The sequence below is a fragment of the Streptomyces sp. NPDC052040 genome (genome assembly GCF_044548405.1).
Taxonomy (GTDB): domain Bacteria; phylum Actinomycetota; class Actinomycetes; order Streptomycetales; family Streptomycetaceae; genus Streptomyces.
Genome location: NZ_JBIUBV010000001.1, coordinates 667,947 through 694,098, shown reverse-complemented (window position 1 = coordinate 694,098; position 26,152 = coordinate 667,947). Strand labels below are relative to the sequence as shown.

The 26,152-nt window shown below is 71.8% G+C and carries 24 protein-coding genes; 15 read left to right on the top strand and 9 right to left on the bottom strand.

Features of this window, described 5'->3' with window-relative positions; translation table 11 throughout:
- Positions 1-24: 24 nt before the first annotated feature.
- The 8 genes from ACIHAA_RS02850 (at position 25) to pssA (ending at position 9,230) form a co-directional block, all read left to right on the top strand.
- Positions 25-855 (top strand): TetR family transcriptional regulator, encoded by an 831-nt coding sequence (locus ACIHAA_RS02850; protein ID WP_399812153.1) that lies wholly within the window; start codon positions 25-27, stop codon positions 853-855.
- Positions 856-1,445: 590 nt separating this feature from the next.
- Entirely contained in the window at positions 1,446-2,783 is a 1,338-nt protein-coding gene (gene ccrA, locus ACIHAA_RS02845) for a crotonyl-CoA carboxylase/reductase (protein ID WP_399812150.1), read from the top strand.
- 9 nt (positions 2,784-2,792) lie between these two features.
- Positions 2,793-4,820: a protein meaA gene (locus tag ACIHAA_RS02840; RefSeq protein WP_399812148.1), complete on the top strand. Its 2,028-nt coding sequence runs from the start codon at positions 2,793-2,795 to the stop codon at positions 4,818-4,820.
- Positions 4,817-5,836, top strand: coding sequence for an HpcH/HpaI aldolase/citrate lyase family protein (locus ACIHAA_RS02835; protein ID WP_399812146.1), 1,020 nt, complete (start codon positions 4,817-4,819; stop codon positions 5,834-5,836). The genes ACIHAA_RS02840 and ACIHAA_RS02835 overlap by 4 nt, the downstream gene beginning before the upstream one ends.
- A gap of 5 nt (positions 5,837-5,841) precedes the next feature.
- Entirely contained in the window at positions 5,842-6,357 is a 516-nt protein-coding gene (locus ACIHAA_RS02830) for a MaoC family dehydratase (RefSeq protein ID WP_399812144.1), read from the top strand.
- On the top strand, positions 6,354-7,559 hold the full coding sequence (locus ACIHAA_RS02825) for an acyl-CoA dehydrogenase family protein (protein WP_399812141.1): 1,206 nt from the start codon (positions 6,354-6,356) through the stop codon (positions 7,557-7,559). Before ACIHAA_RS02830 ends, ACIHAA_RS02825 begins: the two co-directional genes overlap by 4 nt.
- A gap of 170 nt (positions 7,560-7,729) precedes the next feature.
- Positions 7,730-8,386, top strand: a complete 657-nt coding sequence (locus tag ACIHAA_RS02820; RefSeq protein WP_399812138.1) for a phosphatidylserine decarboxylase — start codon at positions 7,730-7,732, stop codon at positions 8,384-8,386.
- A 22-nt stretch (positions 8,387-8,408) separates the two neighbouring features.
- Positions 8,409-9,230, top strand: coding sequence for a CDP-diacylglycerol--serine O-phosphatidyltransferase (pssA, locus tag ACIHAA_RS02815; RefSeq protein WP_399813699.1), 822 nt, complete (start codon positions 8,409-8,411; stop codon positions 9,228-9,230).
- Positions 9,231-9,385: 155 nt separating this feature from the next.
- Here the strand turns inward: pssA and ACIHAA_RS02810 are convergent, their stop codons facing one another.
- Positions 9,386-10,549 carry a glycerate kinase gene (locus ACIHAA_RS02810; RefSeq protein ID WP_399813698.1) on the bottom strand — a complete coding sequence of 388 codons (1,164 nt, stop codon included), beginning with the start codon at positions 10,547-10,549 and terminating at the stop codon, positions 9,386-9,388.
- Between the two features lie 160 nt (positions 10,550-10,709).
- On the opposite strand from ACIHAA_RS02810, the gene ACIHAA_RS02805 reads away from it, so the two are divergent.
- Genes ACIHAA_RS02805 through ACIHAA_RS02795 form a run of 3 tightly spaced genes read left to right on the top strand, consistent with a single transcriptional unit; the run spans position 10,710 to position 13,093 of the window.
- Positions 10,710-11,816 (top strand): ADP-ribosylglycohydrolase family protein, encoded by a 1,107-nt coding sequence (locus ACIHAA_RS02805; RefSeq protein WP_399812136.1) that lies wholly within the window; start codon positions 10,710-10,712, stop codon positions 11,814-11,816.
- Positions 11,817-12,308 carry an NUDIX domain-containing protein gene (locus ACIHAA_RS02800; protein WP_399812134.1) on the top strand — a complete coding sequence of 164 codons (492 nt, stop codon included), beginning with the start codon at positions 11,817-11,819 and terminating at the stop codon, positions 12,306-12,308.
- A 59-nt stretch (positions 12,309-12,367) separates the two neighbouring features.
- Positions 12,368-13,093 carry an SIR2 family NAD-dependent protein deacylase gene (locus ACIHAA_RS02795; RefSeq protein WP_399812132.1) on the top strand — a complete coding sequence of 242 codons (726 nt, stop codon included), beginning with the start codon at positions 12,368-12,370 and terminating at the stop codon, positions 13,091-13,093.
- A 44-nt stretch (positions 13,094-13,137) separates the two neighbouring features.
- On the opposite strand, the gene ACIHAA_RS02790 is transcribed toward ACIHAA_RS02795, so the two are convergent.
- The 3 genes from ACIHAA_RS02790 to ACIHAA_RS02780 all read right to left on the bottom strand — a co-directional run bounded on the left by ACIHAA_RS02790 (position 13,138) and on the right by ACIHAA_RS02780 (position 15,579).
- Positions 13,138-13,620 (bottom strand): methylated-DNA--[protein]-cysteine S-methyltransferase, encoded by a 483-nt coding sequence (locus tag ACIHAA_RS02790; protein WP_399812130.1) that lies wholly within the window; start codon positions 13,618-13,620, stop codon positions 13,138-13,140.
- Between the two features lie 9 nt (positions 13,621-13,629).
- Positions 13,630-15,096 carry an AlkA N-terminal domain-containing protein gene (locus ACIHAA_RS02785; protein ID WP_399813696.1) on the bottom strand — a complete coding sequence of 489 codons (1,467 nt, stop codon included), beginning with the start codon at positions 15,094-15,096 and terminating at the stop codon, positions 13,630-13,632.
- A gap of 309 nt (positions 15,097-15,405) precedes the next feature.
- The gene (locus ACIHAA_RS02780; protein ID WP_399812128.1) at positions 15,406-15,579 is read right to left on the bottom strand and encodes a CsbD family protein; all 174 of its coding nucleotides are present in this window, start codon (positions 15,577-15,579) and stop codon (positions 15,406-15,408) included.
- A gap of 187 nt (positions 15,580-15,766) precedes the next feature.
- Between ACIHAA_RS02780 and ACIHAA_RS02775 the strand changes: the two genes are divergently transcribed.
- Complete coding sequence (locus ACIHAA_RS02775; protein WP_399812125.1) at positions 15,767-15,937, top strand: hydrophobic protein; 171 nt, start codon at positions 15,767-15,769, stop codon at positions 15,935-15,937.
- Between the two features lie 85 nt (positions 15,938-16,022).
- On the opposite strand, the gene ACIHAA_RS02770 is transcribed toward ACIHAA_RS02775, so the two are convergent.
- Entirely contained in the window at positions 16,023-16,967 is a 945-nt protein-coding gene (locus ACIHAA_RS02770) for a carbon-nitrogen hydrolase (protein ID WP_399812123.1), read from the bottom strand.
- 138 nt (positions 16,968-17,105) lie between these two features.
- Here ACIHAA_RS02770 and ACIHAA_RS02765 point away from each other — a divergent pair, with 138 nt between their 5' ends.
- The gene (locus ACIHAA_RS02765) at positions 17,106-18,101 is read left to right on the top strand and encodes a LacI family DNA-binding transcriptional regulator (protein ID WP_399812120.1); all 996 of its coding nucleotides are present in this window, start codon (positions 17,106-17,108) and stop codon (positions 18,099-18,101) included.
- A 473-nt stretch (positions 18,102-18,574) separates the two neighbouring features.
- On the opposite strand, the gene ACIHAA_RS02760 is transcribed toward ACIHAA_RS02765, so the two are convergent.
- From ACIHAA_RS02760 to ACIHAA_RS02745, 4 genes are all read right to left on the bottom strand, one after another.
- The gene (locus tag ACIHAA_RS02760; protein ID WP_399812117.1) at positions 18,575-19,096 is read right to left on the bottom strand and encodes an O-acetyl-ADP-ribose deacetylase; all 522 of its coding nucleotides are present in this window, start codon (positions 19,094-19,096) and stop codon (positions 18,575-18,577) included.
- Positions 19,093-20,502 carry a phytoene desaturase family protein gene (locus ACIHAA_RS02755; protein WP_399812115.1) on the bottom strand — a complete coding sequence of 470 codons (1,410 nt, stop codon included), beginning with the start codon at positions 20,500-20,502 and terminating at the stop codon, positions 19,093-19,095. Before ACIHAA_RS02755 ends, ACIHAA_RS02760 begins: the two co-directional genes overlap by 4 nt.
- Before the next feature lie 386 nt (positions 20,503-20,888).
- The gene (locus tag ACIHAA_RS02750; RefSeq protein WP_399813694.1) at positions 20,889-21,734 is read right to left on the bottom strand and encodes an inositol monophosphatase family protein; all 846 of its coding nucleotides are present in this window, start codon (positions 21,732-21,734) and stop codon (positions 20,889-20,891) included.
- Between the two features lie 117 nt (positions 21,735-21,851).
- Entirely contained in the window at positions 21,852-23,681 is a 1,830-nt protein-coding gene (locus ACIHAA_RS02745) for a gamma-glutamyltransferase family protein (protein ID WP_399812113.1), read from the bottom strand.
- A 226-nt stretch (positions 23,682-23,907) separates the two neighbouring features.
- Here ACIHAA_RS02745 and ACIHAA_RS02740 point away from each other — a divergent pair, with 226 nt between their 5' ends.
- Both ACIHAA_RS02740 and ACIHAA_RS02735 read left to right on the top strand, forming a co-directional pair.
- The gene (locus ACIHAA_RS02740; protein ID WP_399812111.1) at positions 23,908-24,900 is read left to right on the top strand and encodes an LD-carboxypeptidase; all 993 of its coding nucleotides are present in this window, start codon (positions 23,908-23,910) and stop codon (positions 24,898-24,900) included.
- Positions 24,901-25,032: 132 nt separating this feature from the next.
- A complete protein-coding gene (locus ACIHAA_RS02735) occupies positions 25,033-26,079 on the top strand; it encodes an FAD-dependent monooxygenase (RefSeq protein WP_399812110.1) in 1,047 nt (348 codons plus the stop codon).
- Positions 26,080-26,152: the final 73 nt, after the last annotated feature.

Genomic DNA, 26,152 nt, shown 5'->3' with positions numbered 1-26,152 from the left:
GGACATGCGCACCATCCTTCACACATGCAGTACGTTCAGGTCATGTCCCAGCCCGCCAAGTCCGCACGTACACCAGCTACGCCCGACGCACCGGAGAGTGCCGCAGGCACCCGCTCGGCCGCCCAGCGGCTCAGGATGCGCCGAGAACTGGCGGCCGCTGCGATGGAACTTTTCGCCACCAAGGGGTACGAAGCCACCACCGTCGACGAGATCGCGGCGGCGGCCGGGGTCGCCCGGCGCACCTTCTTCCGCCACTTCCGCTCCAAGGAAGAGGCGATCTTCCCCGACCACGACGACACCCTGGTCCGGGCCGAGGCGGTGCTCAACGCCGCGCCCGCGCACGAGCACCCGCTGGACACCGTCTGCCGCGGCATCAAAGAAGTCATGAAGATGTACGCGGCCCGGCCGGAGATCTCCGTGCAGCGCTACAAGCTGACCCGGGAGGTGCCGACCCTGCGGGAGGCGGAGATCGCCTCGGTGGCCCGCTACGAGCGGCTGTTCACCCGCTATCTGCTGGGCCACTTCGACGAGCACGCACACGACGACGCGGCGAACGACGACCCGCTGCTCGCGGAGGTCGCCGCCTCGGCGGTCGTCACCGCCCACAACCATGTCCTGCGGCGCTGGCTGCGGGCCGGCGGCCAGGGCGACCTGGAGGCCCAGCTCGACCACGCCTTCGCGATCGTACGCAGAACCTTCGGCACCGGGATCGGCGCCGGCCGCTCGACCGCGCCCCGGACCGCCCCGGCCGCCGTGACCGCCCAGGGCGAGGTGCTGGTCGCGGTGGCCCGGACCGACGCGCCGCTCGACGAGGTCATGCGGACCATCGAGCAGGCCCTCAAGGAACACTCCTAGCGCCCCTCCCCTCGGCTCCGGCGGGCCGGGCGCGGCACCCACTGCCGCTCCCGGCCCTTTCCCTTTGCGGCCCTCACATGTGGCCCTCGCAGCCACTTCGGCCTCACAGCCGCCCCCGCCGACTCCCGGCCCCCCCCACTCCGCGCGTCCGCCCGATCGCCCGCCCCCGCCCGATCGCCCGCGTCCCCTCCCCGCGCCCGCGCGCCTCTACGCGTACTCACCGGTAGCCACGATCGATCATCGCTCATTTGTTACGTAAAGATTTCATTTGAGGCCCCCGATCTGGCACCCAGTGCCTTGCGGAGTGACACACAGTGCCATACGTTGGTCATGTCCGGGCGGCCGGCGTGCAGAGCACCTTCGTACGTCGGCTGTCCCCGCAAGCCTCACCCGGGCACCCCCGGGAAACCCCAGGCGAGCGCGCCCGGACGCCTGCGTCACAGGCACCCTCCCGCGCCACCCGGCGCTGCCGCAGCACCCCTCCGCCGAACCGACGGCACCCCGCACCCAGCACCCAGCAGGAGCACCACCGACGTATCCCAGCGTCTCGCCCAAGACACCCAAGACGCTCTTCCGCCGGAGGCGATACCGTGAAGGACATCCTGGACGCGATCCAGTCGGGGACCGCCACATCCGCCGACTTCGCCGCTCTCCCGCTGCCCGAGTCGTACCGCGCGGTCACCGTCCACAAGGACGAGACGGAGATGTTCGCGGGGCTCGACACCCGTGACAGGGACCCCCGCAAGTCCCTGCACATCGACGATGTCCCCCTGCCCGAACTCGGCCCGGGCGAGGCCCTGGTGGCCGTCATGGCCTCCTCGGTCAACTACAACTCGGTGTGGACCTCGATCTTCGAGCCGCTGGCGACCTTCGGTTTCCTGGAGCGCTACGGCCGCACCAACGAACTGGCCAAGCGGCACGACCTGCCATACCACGTCATCGGCTCGGACCTCGCGGGCGTGGTCCTGCGCACCGGCCCGGGCGTCAACGTCTGGAAGCCGGGCGACGAGGTCGTCGCGCACTGCCTGTCGGTCGAACTGGAGTCCTCCGACGGTCACAACGACACCATGCTCGACCCGGAGCAGCGGATCTGGGGCTTCGAGACCAACTTCGGCGGCCTCGCGGAGATCGCGCTGGTGAAGTCCAACCAGCTGATGCCCAAGCCCGGCCACCTCAGCTGGGAGGAGGCCGCCTCCCCCGGCCTGGTCAACTCCACCGCCTACCGGCAGTTGGTCTCCCGCAACGGCGCCCAGCTGAAGCAGGGCGACAACGTGCTGATCTGGGGTGCGAGCGGCGGACTCGGCAGTTACGCCACCCAGTTCGCGCTGGCGGGCGGCGCCACCCCGATCTGTGTCGTCTCCTCCCCCGCCAAGGCGGAGATCTGCCGCTCGATGGGCGCGGAGGCGGTCATCGACCGCAATGCCGAGGGCTACCGGTTCTGGAAGGACGAGCACCACCAGGACCCCGGGGAGTGGAAGCGCTTCGGCAAGCGCATCCGCGAACTGACCGGCGGCGAGGATGTCGACATCGTCTTCGAGCACCCCGGCCGGGAGACCTTCGGCGCCTCCGTCTACGTCACCCGCAAGGGCGGCACGATCGTCACCTGCGCCTCGACGTCGGGCTACCGGCACGAGTACGACAACCGCTATCTATGGATGTCACTGAAGCGGATCATCGGCTCCCACTTCGCCAACTACCGCGAGGCCTGGGAGGCCAACCGGCTCGTCGCCAAGGGACGGATCCACCCGACGCTGTCACGGGTGTACCCCCTCCAGGAGACCGGCCAGGCAGCGCATGACGTGCACCGCAATCTGCACCAGGGCAAGGTCGGCGTGCTGTGCCTGGCCCCCCGTGAGGGGCTCGGCGTGCGCGACGAGGAGATGCGCGCCCGGCACCTCGATGCCATCAACCGCTTCCGGAACGTGTGAGAGGCCCCCATGAGCGAGCGTCAGAAGGACCGGCCGTGGCTGATGCGCACCTACGCCGGGCACTCCACCGCGGAGGCGTCCAACGAGCTGTACCGGCGCAATCTCGACAAGGGCCAGACCGGCCTGTCGGTCGCGTTCGACCTGCCGACGCAGACCGGCTACGACTCCGACCACGTCCTCGCCCGCGGCGAGGTCGGCCGGGTCGGGGTGCCGGTCGCGCACCTCGGTGACATGCGCAAGCTGTTCCAGGACATACCCCTGGAGCAGATGAACACCTCGATGACCATCAACGCCACCGCCATGTGGCTGCTGGCGCTCTACCAGGTCGTCGCCGAGGAGCAGGGCGCGGACCTCACCCGGCTCCAGGGCACGACCCAGAACGACATCGTCAAGGAGTACCTTTCGCGGGGGACGCATGTCTTCCCGCCGGGGCCCTCGCTGCGGCTGACCACGGACCTGATCGCGTACACGGTCCTCCACCTGCCGAAGTGGAACCCGATCAACATCTGTAGTTACCACCTCCAGGAGGCGGGCGCCACGCCGGTGCAGGAGATCGCGTACGCGATGTCCACGGCGATCGCCGTCCTGGACGCGGTGCGCGACAGCGGGCAGGTCCCGCAGGAGCGGATGGGCGAGGTCGTCGGCCGGATCTCCTTCTTCGTGAACGCGGGCGTCCGCTTCATCGAGGAGATGTGCAAGATGCGCGCCTTCGGCCGGATCTGGGACACGGTCACCCGTGAGCGGTACGGCATCGAGAACCCCAAGCACCGCCGTTTCCGCTACGGCGTCCAGGTCAACTCCCTGGGCCTGACGGAGGCGCAGCCGGAGAACAACGTCCAGCGGATCGTGCTGGAGATGCTGGCGGTGACCCTGTCGAAGGACGCCCGCGCGCGGGCCGTGCAGCTCCCGGCCTGGAACGAGGCGCTGGGCCTGCCCCGGCCCTGGGACCAGCAGTGGTCGCTGCGCATCCAGCAGGTGCTGGCGCACGAGAGCGACCTGCTGGAGTACGACGACATCTTCGAGGGCTCGAAGGTCGTCGAGGCCACGGTGGACGCGCTGGTCGAGGAGTCGCTCGCGGAGATCGAGCGGATCCAACAGATGGGCGGCGCGCTGGCCGCCGTCGAGTCGGGCTATCTCAAGTCCCGGCTGGTGGCCTCCCATGCCGAGCGCCGGGCCCGGATCGAGTCCGGCCAGGAGAAGATCGTCGGCGTCAATGTCTACGAGACCACCGAGCCGAACCCGCTGACGGCCGATCTGGACACCGCGATCCAGACGGTCGACCCGCGGGTCGAGGCCCGTGTCGTCGCCGCGCTCCAGCGGTGGCGCGACACCCGTTACCAGCCGCCCTTCAACCATCCGCGCCCCTGCAAGGCGCTGGACCGGCTGAAGGAGGCCGCCAAGGGCACCGAGAACCTCATGGAGGCCACACTCGAGTGCGCCCGCGCCGGTGTCACCACGGGCGAGTGGGCCGGGGCGCTGCGCGAGGTGTTCGGCGAGTTCCGCGCGCCGACCGGGGTGTCGTCGGCGCCGGTCGCGGTGACCGCCGAGGAGGGCACCGCGATGGCCCGGGTGCGCGACAAGGTGCACCTGACGGCCCGTGACCTCGGGGTGGGCAAGCTGCGCTTCCTGGTCGGCAAGCCGGGCCTGGACGGGCACTCCAACGGTGCCGAGCAGATCGCCGTGCGGGCCAGGGACGCCGGGTTCGAAGTGGTCTACCAGGGCATCCGGCTGACCCCGGAGCAGATCGTGGAGGCGGCCCTCGCGGAGGACGTGCACGCGGTGGGGCTGTCGATCCTCTCCGGCTCGCACGCGCAGCTGGTGCCGGATGTGCTGGAGCGGCTGAAGGAGGCGGGCGCGGCGGACATTCCGGTGGTCGCGGGCGGAATCATCCCGAACGCCGACGCCGAGCAGCTCAGGGCGGCCGGAGTGGCGGCGGTCTTCACTCCCAAGGACTTCGACATCACGGGGATCATCGGCCGTATCGTCGACGAGATCCGTACCGCGAACAAGCTCGACCCCCTGGAGGTCCTCGCATGACCGACCGCCCGTCGCCCGCCGCCACCCCTTCGGCGAGCGGAACCGCCGCGCCCCTCTCCCCGGTGAACCGGCTGCGTCCGCGGCGCTCGTGCCTCGCGGTCCCCGGGAGCAACCCCCGCTTCCTGGAGAAGGCCCAGGGCCTGCCCGCCGACCAGGTCTTCCTGGACCTGGAGGACGCGTGCGCCCCGCTGGCGAAGCCCGAGGCGCGGCACACCGTCGTCAAGTTCCTCAACGAGGGCGACTGGACGGGCAAGACGCGGGTGGTCCGGGTGAACGACTGGACGACCGAGTGGACGTACCGCGATGTGGTGACGGTGGTCGAGGGCGCGGGCCCCCACCTCGACTGCATCATGCTGCCGAAGGTGCAGAGCGCCGAGCAGATCGTCGCCCTCGACCTGCTGCTGACGCAGATCGAGAAGACGATGGGCTTCGAGGTGGGCCGGATCGGCATCGAGGCGCAGATCGAGAACGCGCGGGGCCTGAACAACGTCAACGCGATCGCTGAGGCGTCGCCGCGGCTCGAGACCATCATCTTCGGCCCGGCCGACTTCATGGCCTCCATCAATATGAAGTCCCTGGTCGTGGGCGAGCAGCCGCCCGGCTACCCGGCGGACGCCTACCACTACATCCTGATGAGGATTCTGATAGCCGCCCGCGCCAACGACCTCCAGGCGATCGACGGCCCCTATCTCCAGATCCGCAACGTGGACGGCTTCCGCGAGGTGGCCGGCCGGGCCGCCGCGCTCGGCTTCGACGGCAAGTGGGTGCTCCACCCGGGCCAGGTCGAGGCCGCCAACGAGGTCTTCTCCCCCGCCCAGGAGGACTACGACCACGCGGAGCTGATCCTGGACGCGTACGCGTACTGCACGTCCGAGGCCGGCGGCAAGAAGGGTTCCGCGATGCTCGGCGACGAGATGATCGACGAGGCCAGCCGCAAGATGGCGCTGGTCGTCGCGGGCAAGGGCCGGGCCGCCGGTATGCGGCGCACCAGCACGTTCGAGATCCCGGAGGCGTAAGAGCCATGCAGTTCGGCAGGACCTACGAGGAGTTCGAGGTCGGGGCGGTGTACAAGCACTGGCCGGGCAAGACGGTCACGGAGTACGACGACCATCTGTTCTGCCTCCTGACCATGAACCACCACCCGCTCCACCTGGACGCGCACTACGCCGAGAGCACCACGGACTTCGGCAGGAACGTGGTGGTGGGCAACTACGTCTACTCGCTGCTCCTCGGGATGTCCGTGCCGGACGTCTCCGGAAAGGCGATCGCCAACCTGGAGGTCGAGTCGCTGCGCCATGTGGCGCCGACGTTCCACGGCGACACGGTCTACGGCGAGACCACCGTGCTCGACAAGTGGCCCTCGAAGTCGAAGGACGACCGCGGCATCGTCCAGGTCGAGACCCGGGGCTACAAGCAGGACGGCACGCTGGTGTGCGTGTTCCGCCGCAAGGTGATGGTGCCGACCGCGACGTACATCAAGGAGCGCGGCGGCGAGCAGCCCGGACGCCCCGAGCCCGAGCCGCAGGAGACGCGATGAGCCGCCTCGCCCGGACACACGGTCTGACGGACGTGCAGGAGGAGATCCTGTCCACCGTCCGCGACTTCGTGGACAAGGAGATCATCCCGGTCGCGACCGAGCTGGAGCACCGCGACGAGTACCCGCAGGGCATCGTCGACGGCCTGAAGGAGCTGGGCCTGTTCGGTCTGATGATTCCCGAGGAGTACGGGGGCCTCGGCGAGTCGCTGCTGACCTACGCCCTGTGTGTGGAGGAGATCGCCCGCGGCTGGATGTCGGTCTCCGGCATCATCAATACGCACTTCATCGTGGCGTACATGCTGAAGCAGCACGGCACCCAGGAGCAGAAGGACCACTTCCTGCCGAGGATGGCGCTCGGCGAGGTCCGCGGCGCCTTCTCGATGTCGGAGCCCGCGCTCGGCTCCGATGTGTCGGCGATCACGTCCAGGGCGGTCAGGGACGGCGAGGACTATGTGCTGTCCGGCCAGAAGATGTGGCTGACCAACGGCGGCACGTCCTCACTCGTGGCCGTACTGGTCCGGAGTGACGAAGGACACCCGGAGGGCACCGCGCCGCACAAGTCGATGACGACCTTCCTGATCGAGAAGGAGCCCGGCTTCGGCGAGGTCCGCCCGGGCCTCACCATTCCGGGGAAGATCGACAAGATGGGCTACAAGGGCGTCGACACGACGGAGCTCGTCATGGACGGTCTGCGCCTGCCGGCCGACCGGGTCCTCGGCGGGGTCACCGGCCGGGGTTTCTACCAGATGATGGACGGGGTCGAGGTCGGCCGGGTGAATGTCGCCGCCCGTGGCTGCGGTGTCGCCCAGCGTGCCTTTGAGCTGGGTGTGGCCTATGCGCAGCAGCGGCACACCTTCGGCAAGCCGATCGCCCAGCATCAGGCGATTCAGTTCAAACTGGCGGAAATGGCCACCAAGGTCGAGGCCGCCCATGCCATGATGGTGAACGCGGCACGCACCAAGGACTCCGGTCGGCGCAATGACCTCGAAGCGGGCATGGCGAAGTATCTCGCCTCCGAGTACTGCAAGGAGGTCGTGGAGGATGCCTTCCGGATCCACGGCGGATACGGCTTCTCCAAGGAGTACGAGATCGAGCGCCTCTATCGCGAGGCCCCGATGCTGCTGATCGGTGAAGGTACCGCCGAAATCCAGAAAATGATCATCGGGCGCCGCCTGCTCGAAGAGTATCGAGTCCAAGGTTAGTTGTCCGAATTCGCGGCGTTTTCTCCGCGAAGAAGATCACACCCCGTCAACACTGTTCGGCCGCCGACTCGGCTTCCTGGCTTGCCGAGTTGCGGGCCGCGCCCGGTACGATCGCCGGAAAGCCGCCGTCCCCCGTCGAAGCGCGGCATCATTCGCTACGAAGGTCATCCATGCCCCACAGCAAAACCTCTGCACACCGAGACAGCCTGGTCGGCACACGCCTCGCACGCGGAGCATCGCCGTGGCTCCTCCCGACCGTTGCCACCGCAGCCCTCAGCCTGGCCCGGGCCCGCCGCTCCGGCGCCGCCAAGGCCGTGGCCGTCCCCGCCACCGCTCTCGCGGCCGGAATGCTGTGGTTCTTCCGCGACCCGGAGCGCGAGATCACCCGGGGCCGGGTCATCTCGCCCGCCGACGGCGTGGTGCAGAGCATCATGCCCTGGAAGGACGGCCGCACCCGCGTCGCGATCTTCATGAGCCCGCTCAACGTCCATGTGAACCGCGCTCCGCTCTCCGGCACGGTTTCCTCGGTCGAGCATGTCCCCGGCGGCTTTGTTCCTGCGTTCAACAAAGAGAGCGAGAACAACGAGCGCGTAGTCTGGCATTTCGACACCGAACTCGGCGACATCGAAATGATCCAGATCGCCGGCGCGGTGGCCCGTCGCATCGTCCCCTACATCCCCCGGGGCACGAAGGTCGAGCAGGGCGACCGTATCGGTCTGATCCGCTTCGGCTCGCGTGTCGACCTCTATCTGCCGGAGGGCGTGGAGGTCGCGGTCGAGGTCGGCCAGAAGACCGTGGCTGGGGTGACTCGTCTTGACCGTGATTGATCCGGATACCAAGGCCGGCTGGGTGCCGGAGGCCGACGACATGGGCGACGAGGAGGAGATGCCTCTCTCGCTTCGCCTGTCGATAGCGGACACCCTCACGCTCGGCAACGCCACGTGCGGCTTCATGGCGGTGTACTTCACCACCACCGGCATTCTGATCCCGCACCTCACGGGCAACGACGAGTCGACGGGCATGGCCCGGCACAGCGCCGCCACCGCCGTGATCCTGATGCTCTGCGCGGCCGTCTTCGACCTGTTCGACGGCCTGGTCGCCCGTAAGCTCCGCTCGTCGCCGATGGGTGCCGAGCTGGACAACCTCTCGGACCTGATCAGCTTCGGCCTGGCCCCGGCGTACTTCGTCCTGGTCTACGGCATGGTGGCCGACGACGCGCACCAGCGGGTGGCCGCGGTCGGGGCGATCGTGGTGCTGCTCGCGGTGGTGCTCAGGCTTGCCCGGTTCTCCTGCGTGACGGTGAAGGACGGCACGTTCCAGGGCATGCCCTCGCCGTTCGGCGCGCTGACGGTGGTCTCCATCGTCCTGCTGGAGCTGCCCTTCTTCGCCACCCTGCTGGCCATCCTCGGCACCGCCTGGCTGATGGTGAGCCGGGTGGAGTACCCGAAGCCCCGCGGCCGCCTCGCGGGCGCGATGCTGTCCTGGATCGTCCTGTCGATGGGTCTCCTGGCGGCCTGGGCCTTCGACGCCCCGAGCGGTCAGCTGCTCCTCCAGACGGGCTGTGCGCTCCAGCTGGTCATGGGTGCGGTGATCCCCCTGTTCGCTACGGCCCGCCGGGTGAACAACTTCCGCGACAACCGGCGCGAGGCGCGCGCCGCGCAGCTGCCGTAGCGGTCGTAGCAGCCGTAGCCACGGATTCCAGTGAAGGGCCCCGAACCGGACGGTTCGGGGCCCTTCGGGTTGTACGCCGACGCCCTCGACGTCCGCCCGGCCCGGCCGCTCACTTCATGCTCAGGCCACTCATACTCAGGCCATTCGCTTCATGCTCAGGTCAGGAAGTCGCGGGCGATCCGTTCCGCCACCCGCTCCAGGATGGGTCCCGCGTCGGCGATGCACCGGGCGAGGTCCGGTTCGGCGTCGGTCAGCGGGTAGGCCCGGCGGATCCCGGCACGCCCCAGCTCCTGCGGCGGCAGCGCCAGCCGCCCGCACACCGCGACGACCTCCTTGCCCGCCGCCCGGGCCGCCGCCGCCACCCCGGCCGGGGCCTTCCCGTGCAGGGTCTGCCGGTCCAGCGAGCCCTCCCCGGTGATCACCAGCGAGGCCCGCTCCAGGGCCGGCGCGAAGCCCAGGACATCGAGCATGACCTCGATACCGGGCCGGAAGCGGGCCCCGAGGACCAGCGCGCCGAACCCGACACCGCCCGCCGCGCCCGCACCGGGCGACACCGCGTACCGCGCCGCCCGTGGACCGATCGCCCCCTCCAGCACCTTCGCGCAGTGCGCGAGCGCGGTGTCCAGGGCCGTCACCTCGTCCGGCGAGGCGCCCTTCTGCGGGCCGTAGACCGCGGCCGCGCCCTTCGGGCCGGTCAGCGGATTGTCGACATCGCTGGCGAGCACCAGATCCACCGAGGACAGCCGGGGGTCCAGGCCCGTGAGGTCGGCGGAGGCCAGCCGGGCCAGTCCCCCGCCACCCGGCGGCACCGGCGCACCCTCCGCGTCCAGGAAGCGCGCCCCGAGCGCGGACAGCATGCCCGCGCCCCCGTCCGTCGTCGCGCTCCCGCCGACCCCGAACACGATCGTCCGCGCCCCGGCGTCCAGCGCGGCCCGCAACAGCTCCCCGGTGCCGTAGGTGGACGCGGTCAGCGGTGCCTGGACCCCGTCGGGGAGCAGCTGCAAGCCGCTCGCCTGCGCCATCTCCACCACCGCGGTGCCGTCGCGCAGCGCGAACGCCGCCGTCACCTCCTCGCCGAGGGGGCCCGCGACCCGCGCCTGGTGGCGCCCGAACCCGGCGGCGAGGGCCGCGTCCACGGTCCCGTCGCCCCCGTCGGCCACCGGCAAGGCCTCGACCTCCAGCCCCGGCACGGCTCTGCACAGGCCCGCGGCCACCCGCTCCGCGACCTGCACGGCCGTCAGCGACCCCTTGAACTTGTCGGCGGCGACGAGCACCCGCCGGACCGATCGCCCCTCCGGCGCCGTCCGGGTGCCGTCCATCGCAGCGTCTGCCACCTGCACTCCCCTAGCTCATCAGGCCTTGCGCACGTCAAGGCAGTCGCGCCGCTGCGACCCTAACCGGCGCGCGCCGCCCCCGTCATGCCCCTGTCCGGCTTCCGGGACACCGCGCAGCGGCCGTGGAATGGGGTAGACCGGAGCCATGACCCTCCTGGGCACCTCACTCGCCGACCGCGTCCACGGCGGCTGGCTGGGCCGGATCGCGGGCAACATGCTGGGCAAGCCCGTCGAGCGGGGCGAGGTGTGGACCCGCGGACGCATCGACGGCTATCTGCGGGCGGCCGACGCCCTGCCGCTCACCGACTACCTCCCCGGGCCGGTCACCGGGGCCGACCGCGACGCGCTGCGCCCCGAGTGGCGCCAGTGCGTACGCGGCCGCGTCCACGGCAGCTGCCGCGACGACGACATCGACTACGCGATCCTCGGGCTGGACCTGCTGGAGACGCACGGCTTCGGCTTCAGCACCGAACAGGTGGGCGACCTGTGGCTGCGGCGGCTGCCGTATCTCCAGACGTTCACCGCCGAACGGGTCGCGTACCGCAATCTCGCGAACGGTCTCCGGCCGCCGCTCACGGCCACCTGCGACAACCCCTGCCAGGAGTGGATCGGCGCGCTGATCCGCGCCGACATCCACGGCTGGACCCACCCCGGCGCCCCGGACCGGGCCCGCCGGGACGCGGTCCTGTCGCACACCGGCAACGGGGTGTACGGCGCGATGTTCGCGGCCGCGCTGATCTCCTCGGCGTTCACCGCGCCCACGGTCCGCCGCGCCCTGGACGCCGCGCTGGCGCCGGTTCCCGCGAGCAGCCGCCTCGCGCGCACCGTGCGCCGGGTGATCTCGCTGTGCGACGCGGGGCTGAGCTGGGAGGACACGCTCGACACGGTGATGGCGGAGACGGCCGGGCTCGGCTGGATCCACACCGTCCCGAACGCCGCGGTGCTCACCGCCGGGCTGCTGTTCGGCGGCGGGGACTTCACCCGGACCATCGCGCTGACCGTCCGCGGCGGCCTGGACACCGACTCCAACGGGGCCACCGCGGGCTCGTTCGCGGGTGTCCTGGCGGGCGCCCGGGCGATCCCCGCACAGCGGAAGGACCCCCTCCAGGACACGGTCCGCAGCGCCGTCTTCGGCTTCGACGGGATCCGTATCAGCGAACTCGCGGACCGCACGCTGCGGCTGGCGGAGTCCGGGGACCCCGGAGCCGGACCACTGCCGGGGACGGCCGCGCCCGCTGGTTACCCTTCCTGAATGACCACTCCGGACTACGCCGCATACATCGCGGGCCTGCCGCGCGTCCTCGCCGGTGCCGCCGTCCTCTTCCGCGACACCGCGGGGCGGGTGCTGCTCGTCGAACCCAACTACCGTGACGGCTGGACCCTTCCGGGCGGCACGGTCGAGTCGGACGACGGCGAGACCCCGCGCCAGGGCGCGCGCCGGGAGACCCTGGAGGAGATCGGCCTCGACGTGGAGCCCGGGCGGCTGCTCGCCGTGGACTGGGTGCACGGGACGGCCCGGCCGCCGCTGGTGGCGTATCTCTACGACGGCGGGGTCCTCGGCGAGGACGACCTCAAGGCGATCCGCCTCCAGGAGGAGGAGCTGCTGTCCTGGTGCCTGGTCCCGCGCGAGGAGATCACCGACCGCCTGCCGGGCGCCTTCGGCCGCCGGGTCCTGGCCGCCCTCGACGTCCTCACCGACGGCGCCGCGACAGCGGAACTGGAGGACGGCCACCGGGTGGGCTGACCCGCGTCACCGCGAAATCCGTTGGCCGGGACACGACCGACGGTCCTACCCTCGATGACATGAACAAGCCCCTCGTCGCGCTGCTGAGCGGCGCCGGGATCTCCACCGACTCCGGGATTCCCGACTACCGGGGCCCCAACGGGCTGTGGCGGAAGGATCCCGAGGCCGAGAAGCTCGTGACGTACGCGTACTACATGGGGGACCCGGAGATCCGGCGGCGTTCCTGGCAGCTGCGGCGCAGGAACCGGGCTCTCGCGGCCGAGCCGAACGCCGCGCACCGGGCCGTGGCCGAGCTGGAGCGGTCCGGGGTGCCGGTCCGGGTGATCACGCAGAACGTGGACGGGCTCCACCAGCTGGCCGGGATGCCCGCCCGCAAGGTGCTGGAACTGCACGGCACGGTGCGCAGCGTCGTCTGCACCGCATGCCATGCCCGCGGCCCCATGGAGGACGCGCTCGCCCGGGTCGAGGCCGGGGAGGACGACCCGCCGTGCCTGGAGTGCGGCGGGATCCTGAAGTCGGCGACGGTGATGTTCGGCGAACAGCTCGACCCGGTCGTCCTGGGCGAGGCGGTCGCCATCACCAAGGCCTGTCAGATCTTCATCGCCGTCGGCACCAGCCTCCAGGTCCAGCCCGCCGCCGCCCTCGCGGGCATCGCCACCGACCACGGCGCCCGGCTCGTCATCGTCAACGCGGAACCCACGCCGTATGACGGACTCGCCGACGAGGTCGTACGGGAACCGATCGGTACGGCGCTGCCCGCGTTGCTGGGCGCGCTGGCCGCGTAGGCGCGGAGCGCGCTCCCGGGTGGCGCGCGCCGAGGCGGGCCGGTTCAGAAGAGGGCCGTGCCGCTCTCGAAGTCCAGGAGGCGCTTTTTGCGGTCCAGGCCGCCGCCGTAGCCCGTGAGGCTGCCGGTGGCGCCGACGACACGGTGGCAGGGCACGATGATGCCGATGGGGTTCTTGCCGTTGGCGAGCCCGACCGCGCGGGAGGCGCCCGGGCTGCCGAGGACGTCGGCCAGTTCACCGTACGAGCGGGTCTCGCCGTAGGGGATCCCGCGCAGCCGGTCCCAGACGCTGCGCTGGAACGGGGTTCCGTTCAGCCGGAGTTCGAGGGTGAACTCCTTCAACTCGCCCGCGAAGTAGGCCCCGAGTTGTTCGGTGGCCTCGCCGAAGGGTGTCGTGTCGCGGTCGCCGAAGGTCTCCTCTGGCGGGCGGTGGCGCTGGGCGACCATGTACAGGCCGCACAGTACGCCGTCGTCGGCGACCAGGGTGAGCGGGCCGTAGGGGCTGTCGATGACCGTGTGCTGCTTCATGGAAGGTCCTTACACCGGGAGGAAGTTGATCGGGTGGCTGTCGGTCGCCCACAGGTACTGGACCGCGTACGCCCGCCAGGGCCGCCAGGCCGCCGCGCGGGCGGTGAGTGCGGCCGGGGTGGACGGCAGACCCAGTTCCTGTGCGGCGCGCCGGATGCCGAGGTCGGTCGGCAGGAAGGCGTCGGGGTCGCCGAGCGCGCGCATCGCGATCACCTCGACCGTCCAGGGGCCGAAGCCGGGCAGCGAGAGCAGCCGGGCCCGGCTTTCTTCCCAGTCGCTCTCGACACCCAAGTGGAGTGATCCGTCGGCGAGTTGGCGCACCAGGGTGGTAAAGGTGGTGCGGCGGGTGCGGGGCATCGCGAGAGACTCGGGGTCCAGCGCGGCGAGTGCCCCGGGTGCCGGGAAGAGATGGGTGAGGCCGCCCTCGGGATCCTCGACCGGTTCGCCGTGCGCGGTGACCAGGCGGGCGGCGTGGGTGCGGGCGGCGGCCGTGGAGACCTGCTGGCCCAGCACGGCCCGTACGGCGAACTCGGCCTCGTCGACGGTGCGCGGCACCCGGCGGCCGGGGGCCTTGTCGACCAACGGGGTGAGCAGCGGGTCCGTGCGCAGCAGATCGTCGATCGCCACCGGGTCGGCGTCCAGGTCGAGCAGACGGCGGCAGCGGCTGATCGCGACCGGGAGGTCCCGCAGGTCGCTGAGGGTGAGCCGGCAGGCGATGTGCTCGGGGCGCGGGGTCAATGCCACGATTCCGTGCCCGTACGGCAGCCGGAGGGTGCGGCGGTAGGCGCCGTCGCGCCACTCCTCCACTCCGGGGACGGCGGTCGCGGCGAGATGGCCGAAGAGATTGTCGGGGTTGAGCGGGGCCCGGAAGGGCAGCCGCAGGCTCAGGGTGCCGGGGGCGATCACCGTGTGCTTGGGGAGACGGCCGCGCAGCTCGCTCGGGGAGAGCGCGAAGACCTCGCGGACGGTGTCGTTGAACGTACGGATCGAGGAGAATCCCGCCGCGAACGCGATCTCCCCCATCGGCAGCGAGGTCGTCTCGATGAGCAGCCGGGCGGTCTGGGCGCGCTGGGCCCGGGCGAGCGCGAGGGGCCCCGCGCCCAGCTCGGCGAGGAGCTGCCGTTCGATCTGGCGGGTGCTGTAGCCGAGGCGTCCGGCGAGCCCGGGGACCCCCTCCCGGTCCACGACACCGTCGGCGATCAGCCGCATGGCGCGGGCGACCAGGTCGGCGCGTTCGTTCCAGGCGGGCGAGCCGGGGCTGGTGTCGGGGCGGCACCGCTTGCAGGCCCGGAATCCGGCCTGCTGGCAGGCGGCGGCGCTCGGGTAGAACGTCATGTTCTCCGGCTTCGGCGGCACCACCGGGCAGCTGGGGCGGCAGTAGATCCGGGTGGTCAGAACGGCTGTGAAGAACCAGCCGTCGAAGCGCGCGTCCTTGGACTGGACGGCGCGTACGCAGCGCTCCCTGTCGGTGTGCATCCCGTTCCGCATGCCTCCAGCATCCGCCATCGGCGGGGCCCGGGCTGGCGGGAATCCGACATGGAGGTGGGCCGACCTGCTCCTGTTCCGATCACCCCCGCTTACCGCGCAGGGAGGACACGCGCTCGCGCCGTCGACCCGGCCCGAGCGAGAACGCTCACGGCCGCCTCCACTCAAGCGCTCACGGCCGCCTCCGCCCACATGCTCACGGCCGCCTTCTCCCGGACGAAGGCCCGGGGATTACACGGAAGCAAGGGCCTTCCTTTTCCAGGAAGGCCCTTGATGAAAGGGGGAAGGGGAAAGCCGACGTCAGGGCCGGAATGCGTCCTTGGTCTTCTCCTTGGCCTCGCGGGCGTCGCCCTTGCTCTTTTCCGCCTGCCCCTCGACGGCCATGCGGTCGTTGCCGAGGGCGTCGCCCAGGGTCTCCTTGAGCTTGCCCTTGGCCTGCTCGGTCTTCGCCTTGGCCTTCTCGCCGGCAGTCATGGAACACGCCTCCTCGTAGTGTCTGAGCCGCTGTCGCGGTGACGTCCTGGTGCCCCGGCCTTCCCTCCATAAACAGGGCTCTGCGCACGGTGCCCGTTCGGCGGAATCCTCGGCTCGGAAAGTGCGCGAAGTTCCATGCATGAAGGCGCAACGGCGGGACATACGGAGCGCCAGGAGGTTGATAAAAATGGTTCCCCTGCTTCTTGTTCTGCTTCTCGCGCTCATTCTCTTCGGTGCCGGTTTCGCCGTGAAGATCCTTTGGTGGGTGGCGGTCGCCGTCCTCGTACTGTGGCTGCTCGGCTTCGTGATGCGCTCCACCAGCCCCGGTGGCGGCCGTGGCCGCTGGTACCGATGGTGATCTGACACCCGCTCCCCCACAGGAAGGGCCCGGCCGACGGCGGCCGGGCCCTTCCTGTGCTGCTCCGGTGGGGCGGGGGCCCGGCTCAGGACTCCTGCGTCAGCGGGACGTAGGCGTCCGGACGGCGGGTGGCGAGGAAGGGGAAGAGCTCCAGCCAGTCACGGCGGGCGTCCAGGTCGAGGTCGGCCACGAGGACGGCGGGTTCGTCGCGGGGCGCCTGGGCGAGGACCCGGCCGTAGGGGTCGACGATGAACGAACTGCCGTAGAAGGTGAGGCCGTTCTCGGCGCCGATGCGGTTGGGTACGACCATGAAGGTGGCGTTGGCGATGGCGTTGCCCGTGATGACCTTCTGCCAGATCGGCTGGGTGTCGAAGCCGGGGTGGCCGGGCTCGGAGCCGATGGCGGTCGGGTAGACGAGGACGTCGGCGCCCGCCAGGGAGTAGGCGCGGGCGAGTTCCGGGAACCACTGGTCCCAGCAGGTCGGCAGTCCGAGGCTCGCCCCGTCGACGTCGACCAGGGGGAAGGCGTCGTCACCGGCCGGGCCCTGGCGGAACCAGTGGTCCTCGTAGTAGCCCTCGGAGACCGGGATGTGGGTCTTGCGGGTCCGCTGGGCGAGGGTGCCGTCGGGGGCGACGAGGATGGCGGTGTTGTAGCCCAGGCCGTCGTCCTCGCCGGTGGGCGCGGGCGCCTTCTCGTAGAGGGAGGCGTGGACGTAGAGCCCGTACTCGCGCGCGGCCTCGGCGGCGAAGGTGAAGGTCGGGCCGGTCAGCAGCTCCTCGGGTTCCGCCGGTGCCGGGTGGTCGGCCTTGCGGACGACCGCGAAGTACGGCGACAGGGTCAGCTCCTGGAGGCACACCACCCGCGCCTCCTCGGCCGCCGCGAGCCGGATGCCTTCCCGCAGGGCGGCGCGGTGCTCCTCGGGGTCGCGGTGCCACCGCTGCTGGACGGCTGCGATCCGCAGCGGTGCGCGGTCGGCGGGACGGGTCCGTGTCGGGGACGCGGGCGGGTTGTACGCGGTGATCAGACGCATGTCGCTGTCCAGACGCTGTGCGGGAGGGTGGCGGCACCTGCTGCGCCGCCCCCGCCGGAACGTTCCGGCAGGGACGCACGCTAGCGGACGCCGGAACGTTCCGGCAAGGTCCCCGGATCCTGACTAGACTTCCGCACCGTGAACGCTCGCACCGTGACCCTTCTCGATGTCGCCCGCGCCGCCGGGGTGTCCAAGAGCACCGCCTCCGACGCCCTCCAGGGGTCCGGCCGGGTCGCCGAAACCACCCGTGACCGGGTCCGGGAGGTCGCCGACCGGCTCGGCTACCGTCCCAACAGCGCCGCTCGCCGACTGCGTCGGGCCAGCACGGGGGCGGTCGGGCTGTACCTGCCGCAGACCGCCACGCGGCTCGACTACTACATGAACCTCGCCTTCGGGGCCGTCGACCGCGCACAGGAGGAGGGGCTCGACGTCATGCTGCTGACGCCCGCCACCGGAGCCCATGGGCGGCTCGCCTCACGGGTCGACGGGCTCCTCGTCATCGACCCGGAGACGGATGACCCGGCGGTGCCCGCCCTGCTGGAATCCGGTGTTCCGGTCGTCACCGGGGAGCGCTATCTGGGGCGGACGCCGGTCCCCGTGGGCTCGGTCGTCTGCGACAACGCCGCCTCGCTGACCGCCCTGCTCGACCATGTCGGGGCCCGCGGCGCCCGCCACCCCGCCCTGCTCGCCCCCGTGGACACCTCCGCGTGGGCCGCCGCGCTGCATGCCACCGCCGGTGACTGGTCCCGCGCCCACTCGGTGCCGGTCGGCATCCGTACGGTGTCCTTCGCGGCCACCGCGCGGGAGGCCGAGCAGGCCACCTCGGCCCTGCTCGCCGAGCGGCCGGAGACGGACGCCGTGATCTGCGCCCCGGACGGCGCGGCCCTGGGGGTGGTGCACGCGGCCGCCGCGGTGGGACGCACGGTGGGGCGGGATCTGCTGGTCGCGTCCTGTGTCGACGGGGCCGCCGCTCGCGGCGGCCACCCGGCCGTCACCGCGATCGACCTGCGCCCCAAGGCGTACGGGCGGGCCTGCGTGGAACTCCTCTGCGACATCCTCGCCGGGCGCACCGCCACGGACACGACCCGGCGGCACGACTGGGGGCTGGAGGTGCGGGCCTCGACGGTCGGCTGAGGGGGCCGCCCATACGGGCGGAGCATTTTTGCGGGCGGGGCCTCTTGGCGGGCAGGGCCTTTTCGCGGGCGGCGCCTCTTGGCGGGCGACGCCTCTTCGCGGGCAGGGCCTTTTCGCCAGCGGCGCGCCTCTTCGCGAGCGGCGTCTCTTCGCGGGCGGCGTCTCTTCGCGGGCAAGCCCTCGCGTGGTCGGGCTCCCCGCGGCCGGGCCCGGTCGCGGGTGTGCCCTTCGCAGTCGAGCGCCTCACGGGTGAGCCCCCGCACGGGCGCCTCACGCACGGGCGCCTCACGGGTGAGCCCCTCACGCACGGGCGCCTCACGCACGGGCGCCTCACGGGTGAGCCCCTCACGCACGGGCGCCTCACGCACGGGCGCCTCCCACGTGCTCCCCCCCGGCGGGCACTCCCGCGGGCGGGCGCCCCGTCGGGGCGGACATTTCGCGGTCGGAGCCCGACTCCCCCGCCCCGCCTCGTCTCAGTCGAGTCGGTCGAGGTGCCCGGCGAACGCCGCGTAGGCGTGGTCGTCGTAGAGGACGAATCTGATCTCCTCCACGGCCGTCTCCGCGGCGCGGACCGTCTCCAGGGCGATGCGGGCCGCGTCCTCCATGGGCCAGCGGTAGACGCCGGTGGAGACCGCCGGGAAGGCGACGGTGCGGGCGCCGAGTTGGTCGGCGACCCTCAGGGATTCGCGGTAGCAGGACGCCAGCAGATGTCCGCGGTCCTCGGTGGCGGACCAGACCGGGCCGACCGTGTGGATCACCCAGTGGGCGTCCAGTTCGCCCGCCGTGGTGGCGACCGCCCGGCCCGTGGGCAGGCCGCCGCCGTAGGAGGAGACGCGCAGGTCGCGGCAGGCCGCCAGGACCGCGGGGCCGCCGCGCCGGTGGATCGCGCCGTCCACCCCTCCCCCGCCGAGCAGGGAGGAGTTGGCCGCGTTGACGATCGCGTCGGTGCTCTGCCGGGTGATGTCCCCCTGGACGAGGGTGATGCGGGTGGTCATGTCTGCCGGAGCCTCCTCCAGACGGCCTTCGCCGCGTTGTGGCCGGACATGCCGTGCACACCGGGGCCCGGCGGGGTGGCCGACGAGCAGATGAAGACGGCCGGATGCGGGGTCCGGTACGGAAACAGGGTGGGCTTCGGGCGCAGCAGGAGCTGGAGTCCGGAGACCGCTCCGGAAGCGATGTCGCCGCCGACGTAGTTGGCGTTGCGGGCGGCCAGTTGCGGCGGCCCGGCGACGGCGCGGGCCAGGACACGGTCGCGGAACCCCGGTGCGAAGCGCTCCAGTTGGCGTTCCATCGCGTCGGTGAGGTCGCCCTGCCAGCCGTTGGGCACATGGCCGTACGCCCAGAAGACCTGCTTGCCCTCGGGCGCCCGGGTGGGGTCGGCGACGCCGGGCTGCACGGTGATCAGGAAGGGGCGCTCGGGTGCCCGGCCCCGGCGGGCGGCCGCGCGCAGGGCGGTGTCGATCTCCCCCCTGTTCGCGCCGATCTGCACGGTGCCCGCGACGCGTGCTTCCTCCGCGGTCCACGGCACGGGCCCGTCCAGCGCGTAGTCGATCTTGAAGACACCGGCGCCGTAGCGATAGTGGTCGTAGTACCGGCCGAGGCCCGCGATCCGGGCCAGGGCGGTGGGCGAGGTGTCGAAGACGTAGGCGCGCGCCGGGGGGAGGTCGTCCAGGCGCTTGACCGGGTAGTCCGTGTGGACGGTCCCGCCGAGGTCCTTCAGATACGCGGCGAGCGCGTCCGAGATGGACTGGGAGCCGCCGCGGGCCACCGGCCAGCCGCGGGCGTGCGCGGCGAGCGCGAAGACCAGGCCGACCGCGCCGGTGCCGAGGCCGGAGAGGGGGGCGATCACATGGGCGACCAGCCCGGCGAACAGGGTTCTGGCCCGCTCGTCGCGGAAACGGCGCATCAGCCAGGTCGACGGGGGGAGGCCGACCAGGCCGAAGCGGGCCAGGGTGACGGGGTCCCGCGGCAGCGTGGTGAGCGGCAGGGACATGAAGTCGCGGGCCAGGGTGTCCCAGCGGTGCAGGAAGGGCTCGACCAGCCTGCGGTACGTCCCGGCGTCACGCGGTCCGAAGGAGGCCGCCGTCTCGGCGACGGAGCGGGACAGCACCGCGGCCGTACCGTCCGGGAAGGGGTGTGCCATCGGCAGGTCGGCGTGCAGCCATTCGAGGCCGTAGCGCTCCAGGGGCAGGGCGCGGAAGGCGGGCGAGTTGATACCGAGGGGGTGCGCGGCGGAGCACGGGTCGTGCCGGAAGCCGGGCAGCGTCAGCTCCTCGGTGCGGGCACCGCCCCCGATGGTGTCGTTGGCCTCGAAGACGGCCACGGAGAAGCCCCGGCGGGCCAGCTCCACGGCAGCCGTCAGCCCGTTGGGCCCGGCCCCCACCACGACCGCATCGAGCATCGACGGCACCTTCGGACTCCTTCGTCAGCCGACGGCCTGTGGCCATCAGGATATGCCGGGGGTCCGACGGCGCCGCCGCGCGGGCTGCTTCGGGCCGCGGTGGAGGGCACGCGCGGGCGGCCTCGGTCCGAGGCCGAGAGCGACCTCGGGCGGAGGGCGGCCGCGGGCCGAGAACGGTCCCAGCCCGAGTAGCGGCCTCAGGCCGAGAACGGTCCCAGGGGCCGAGTGCGGTCTCGCGCGGAGAGCGGCCCCAGGCCGAGAGCGGCCCCAGGCCGAGAGCGGCCCCAGGCCGAGAGCGGCCCCAGGCCGAGGACGGCCCCAGGCCGAGGACGGCCCCAGGCCGAGAGCGATCCCAGTCCGGGAGCGGCCCCAGGCCGAGGGCGGCCTCAGGCCGCTCCGGAGAGCAGCTCCACCACCCTGCGGGCCGTGGCCTCGTCGCGGGCCGCGGTGAAGGGCAGGGTGTTGCCTCCGGTGATGCGGAACGGCTCGCCCGCCACCGTGCGGTGGGTGCCGCCCGCCTCCTCGACCAGGAGCAGTCCGGCGGCGTGGTCCCAGGCCGCTTCCCAGCAGAACGCCGTGGCGTCCAGCAGGCCCTGGGCGATGGACAGATACTCCAGCCCGGCCGAGCCGCAGGCCCGCGGGCGGACGCCCGCCGTCTGGAGGCCGAGGAGTGCGTGCTTCTGCTCGTCCGTCGTGTAGAAGGGGTGGGAGGTGGCCACTTCCAGGTCGCGGTCCGGGGCGGGCGAGCCGGACCGCAGGCGCCTGCCGTCGAGGAACGCGCCCCCGCCGCGGACCGCCGTGGCGAGCTGGTCGCGGGCCGGGGCGTAGGTCCACGACGCGCGCACCACCCCGTTCAGGGCGAGCGCGACCAGGGTGCAGAAGCCGGGGTCGCCGTGCACGAACTGGCGGGTGCCGTCGACGGGGTCGACGATCCACACGGGGGCCTCGCCGCGCACCGCGTCATAGGTCGCCGGATTGGCGTGCACCGCCTCCTCGCCGACCACGACCGAGCCGGGCAGCAGCTTGGGGAGCACCTCGGTCAGATACTCCTCGGCCTTGCGGTCGGCATCGGTGACCAGGTCGTGGGGGCCGCTCTTCTCGTCGACCTCGTGCTCGGCCAGGCGGCGGAAGCGCGGCATGATCTCGGCGGCGGCCGCCGTGCGGAGGGCTTCCTCCACGTCGGACGTACGGTGGGCAAGAAACTCGTCGATGGTTTCGATGTCTCCGATCATCATGTGTCCATGAGAGCACGCGGCACTGACAATCCCCGCCGCTCCGGTGGACATGCGGTGGAATCGGCATGAATTCGGGGTTCCGGGTGCTCGGCGCCGGTGCTCGGGCGCCGGTGCTCAGCGTCCGACCGCGTAGCCCTGCATCCCGCGCGGGTTCGCCGCCGCCGACAGGACGCCGGTCTCCGGGTCGCGTGCGACGGCGCACAGCCGCCCCTCGGACCAGGGGGCGCCGACCGTGACGTCATGGCCGCGCCGTCGCAGTCCCTCGACCGCCGCCGGATCGGTGCGGGACTCGACCGTGACACTGCCGGGCCGCATACCGCGCGGGTGGAAGGAGCCGGGGAAGCTGTCGTTGTGCCAGTTCGGGGCGTCGATGGCGCCCTGGAGGTCGAGGCCGCCGCGGACCGGCGGGCGCAGCGCGAGGGCGAGGAGGAAGTGCAGCTGCCACTGGTCCTGCTGGTCGCCGCCGGGCGTGCCGAAGGCCAGCAGCGGCGCACCGTCGCGCAGTGCCATCGAGGGGCTGAGGGTGGTCCGCGGGCGGCGGCCGGGCGTCAGGGAGTTGGGCAGGCCCTCGTCCAGCCAGGTCATCTGGAGCCGGGTGCCGAGCGGAAAGCCCAGCTCGGGCACGACCGGGTTCGACTGGAGCCAGCCGCCGCTGGGGGTGGCCGCCACCATGTTGCCCCAGCGGTCGACGACATCGAGGTGGCAGGTGTCGCCACGGGTCAGCCCCTCGGCGGTGACCTCCGGTTCGCCGGGCGCCCGGGGTCCACCGTGCCGCGCGGCCGTCGGCTCGCCGATGCCCATCGCGTCGAAGGCGGGGTTGTCGGAGGCCAGCAGGTGCGCCTGTCCGCTCAGTCGCGGGGGGCGGCCCGCGGGTGCGCCGGGGCGCAGCTCGTACGAGGCCGCCTCGCCGATCAGGACGCGCCGCCCGGCGTTGTAGGTGTCCGACAGCAGGTCGTCCAGGGGGACCCGGGCGGCGTCGCCGTACCAGGCCTCGCGGTCCGCCATGGCGAGCTTGCAGCCCTCGATCAGCAGATGGAGGTACTCGGCGCTGCCCTCCTCGGGCAGGTCGGACGGGAGCAGGGCGAGCTGCTGGAGCAGGGCGGGGCCCTGGCTCCAGGGGCCGGGCTTGCAGACCGTCCAGCCGTTCCAGGTGTACGTCGCGGGCGACTCGTAGGTGGCGGACCAGGAGGCGAGGTCGTCGGCCGTGAGGGTGCCGGTGCGGCGCTCGCCGGTCACGTCCAGGGTGGGCCGCCGCGCCTGCCGCACCAGGGCCTCGGCGATGAATCCGGAGCGCCACACCTCACGGGCGGCCTCGATCTGCGCGACCCGGTCACCGGCGCCGGACACCTCGGCCAGCAGCCTCTTCCAGGTGGCGGCCAGTGCGGGGTTGCGCAGCAGCGTCCCGGGCCGGGGCGCCCGTCCGCCGGGCAGATAGACATCGGCTGAGGAGGTCCACTCGCTCTCGAACAGCCGCCGTACGCGCTCGACGGTCTCGCCGACCTGCTCCACCGGCGGGTGCCCGTGCTCCGCGTAGCCGATGGCGTGGCGGAGGACGTCGGCGAGGGACTTGGTGCCGTGGTCGCGGAGCAGCAGCATCCAGGCGTCGAACGCGCCGGGGACGGCTGCGGCGAGCGGGCCGGTGCCGGGGACGAGGGTCAGCCCCAGGTCCCGGTAGTGGGCGACGGTGGCCCCGGCGGGCGCCACACCCTGCCCGCACAGCACCCGCACCTCGCCGCCCGCCGGGGCGAGGAGGATGGGGACCTCCCCGGCCGGTCCGTTCAGATGCGGCTCCACTACATGCAGCACGAAGGCCCCGGCCACGGCCGCGTCGAACGCCGTACCCCCGTCCTCCAGAACCGCCATCGCCGACTGCGAGGCCAGCCAGTGGGTGGAGGACACCATGCCGAAGGTGCCCTGAAGGGTGGGACGGCTCGTGAAACGCATATCTGACCTCGGTGTGGGTGCAAGCCGGTGGCGGGTCACGGTCCTGTCAGCGTAGAGGCGGCCGGGCGGGTCCTGCCGGGGAATCCGGGGCTTGGCCCGGCCTGGGGCGTCTCGTTTGGATCATGCCGGGCTCGCCCGATCCAAACGAAAGACCCTGGCCGGGGAGGCGGAATGCCGGGGCCGTCAGGACGTGTTGATCAACGTTGTCGATCAACAAGGAGGCCCTGTGTTCACGATCCTTCGGCCCCGCGCGCTGCGGTCCGGCGACCTCGTGGCCGTCACCGCGCCCTCGGGACGGCTTGAGCCCGGTGAGGAGCCGCTGCTCGCCCGTGGTGTGGCGATTCTGGAGCGGATGGGTTTCCGCGTGCGGGTCAGCCCGATGGTCGACCCGGCGCGGAAGCGCTGGTGGGCGTCGGGCACTCCGGCGGAGCAGGCCGCCGAGCTCAATGCTCTGCTCCGGGACCCGGACGTACGGGCCATCGTCGCGCACACCGGTGGACAGGCGGCCATCGGCTATCTCGACTTGATCGATCTGGATGCGATCCGGGCCGACCCGAAGCCCATCGTCGGCTACAGCGACATATCGCTGCTGCACATGGCCCTGCACGCCAGGACCGGTCTCGTCGGCTTCCACGCCGACATCGCCACCCACGGTTTCGGCGGCGACTGGTACACGCTGGGCGACGCGGCGCGACGCTCCGAGCTCGTCGACCTCTACACCCGTGTGCTCACCAGGGCCGAGGCACCGGGCGTGCTGCCGCCGATGGGGGCCTGGGAAAGCTGGCGGCCGGGACGGGCGCAGGGGCCGCTGGTCGGAGGCCTGCTGAACCGCATGGTCCAACTCCAGTCGACACCGTTCGCCCTGGCCGCCGAACGGTTCGACGGCGCCGTGCTGTTCTGGGAGGAGTTGCAGCGGCCGGTCTCGCGGATCTGGTGCGACCTGCACACCCTGCGGCTGTCCGGCGTGCTGGACCGGATCGCGGGCATGGTGGTCGGCATCCCGACCGAGGTCACGCCCTACGAGGACGGCGGCACGGACCGGGTCGGCCTGCGCGATGTGGTGCTCGATGTCCTGGATCGGCGTGACATTCCGGTCCTCGCCCAGGTCGACTTCGGCCACACCTCGCCGAACCTGCCGCTGCCGCTCGGCGTCCGTGCGGCCGTGGACGCGGACAACCGGACCCTGACCCTGCTCGAACCGGCGGTCGCGGAAGCCTGAGGCGGGTCGGGCGTCGGCGCGCGTGTCCGGCGGGGGCGCCGATGGCCGAAAGCGCTGTTGATCACCGGTGCGGACCAGGAGGAAGCTGAAGACTCGGACGAAACGGCACGGACCGACCATGGGGGCACGCACATGAAGATCCTGATCTCCGGAGCGAGTGTCGCGGGCCCGGCACTGGCCCGCTTGCTGCACCGTGACGGGCACCAGGTGACCGTGGTGGAGCGCGCTCCGTCCTTGCGCCGGAGCGGCTGGGCCATCGACTTCCGGGGCGCGGTCTTCGAGGTGCTGGAGGAGCTGGGCATCCTGGCGGAGGTGCGGGCGCACGCGACCGGGATGACCGGCACCGACCTGCTGGACGCCGAGGGCAACCGGGTCGGCGAACTGCCCGCCGAGGTCTTCTCCGGCGAGCTGGAGGTGCCCAAGCGCGAGCTGACCCGCATCCTGCACGCGCACACCGCGAACACGGTGCGTTATGTCTTCGGCGATTCGATCAACCGCATCGACCAGGACGACAACGGGGTACGGGTCGGCTTCGAGCTGGCCGAACCGGACACCTACGACCTCGTCGTCGGCGCCGACGGCATCTACTCGGTGGTGCGCCGTCTGGTCTTCGGACCGCACGCCGAGGCGGTTCACCATCTCGGCCGGTCCGGTGCCGGGTTCAGCACCGCGAACCATCTCCAGCTGGACCACCGGGGAGCCCTGTGGCAGATCCCCGGCCGGCGCATGTCCTACATGTACAGCGCGGCGGATCCCGCCCGGATGTCCGCCAACGTCTTCTTCACCACCGACTCCCCGGCACTGGACCTGCTCGGGCGGGACGAGCAGGAGCAGGCCGTCCGGGAGCGGATGGCGGACGTCGGCTGGCTCATGCCCCGGCTGCTGGAGGACATGGCCGCCGCCTCCGACTTCTACTTCTTCTCCACCGCCCAGGTGCGGATCGACCGCTGGTCCGCGGGCCGGGTGGTGCTGCTGGGCGACGCGGGCTACTGCGCCTCCCCCTCCTCCGGCCTCGGCACCTCGCAGGCGCTGATCGGCGCGAGCACCCTGGCCCGGCACCTCGCGCAGTCCGGCACCGACCACACCAAGGCCTTCGAGGGCTATGAGCGGGAGATGCGCCCGTACGTGACGGAGAACCAGGAGATCGGCGTGGAAGGAGCGAAGCGCCTCGCGGGCTGAGGGGGTCGGAGGGCTGCGGCGGGAAACATCCGGCCGCAGCCGCGACCGCCCGCCGCCCCGTACCATACTTTTG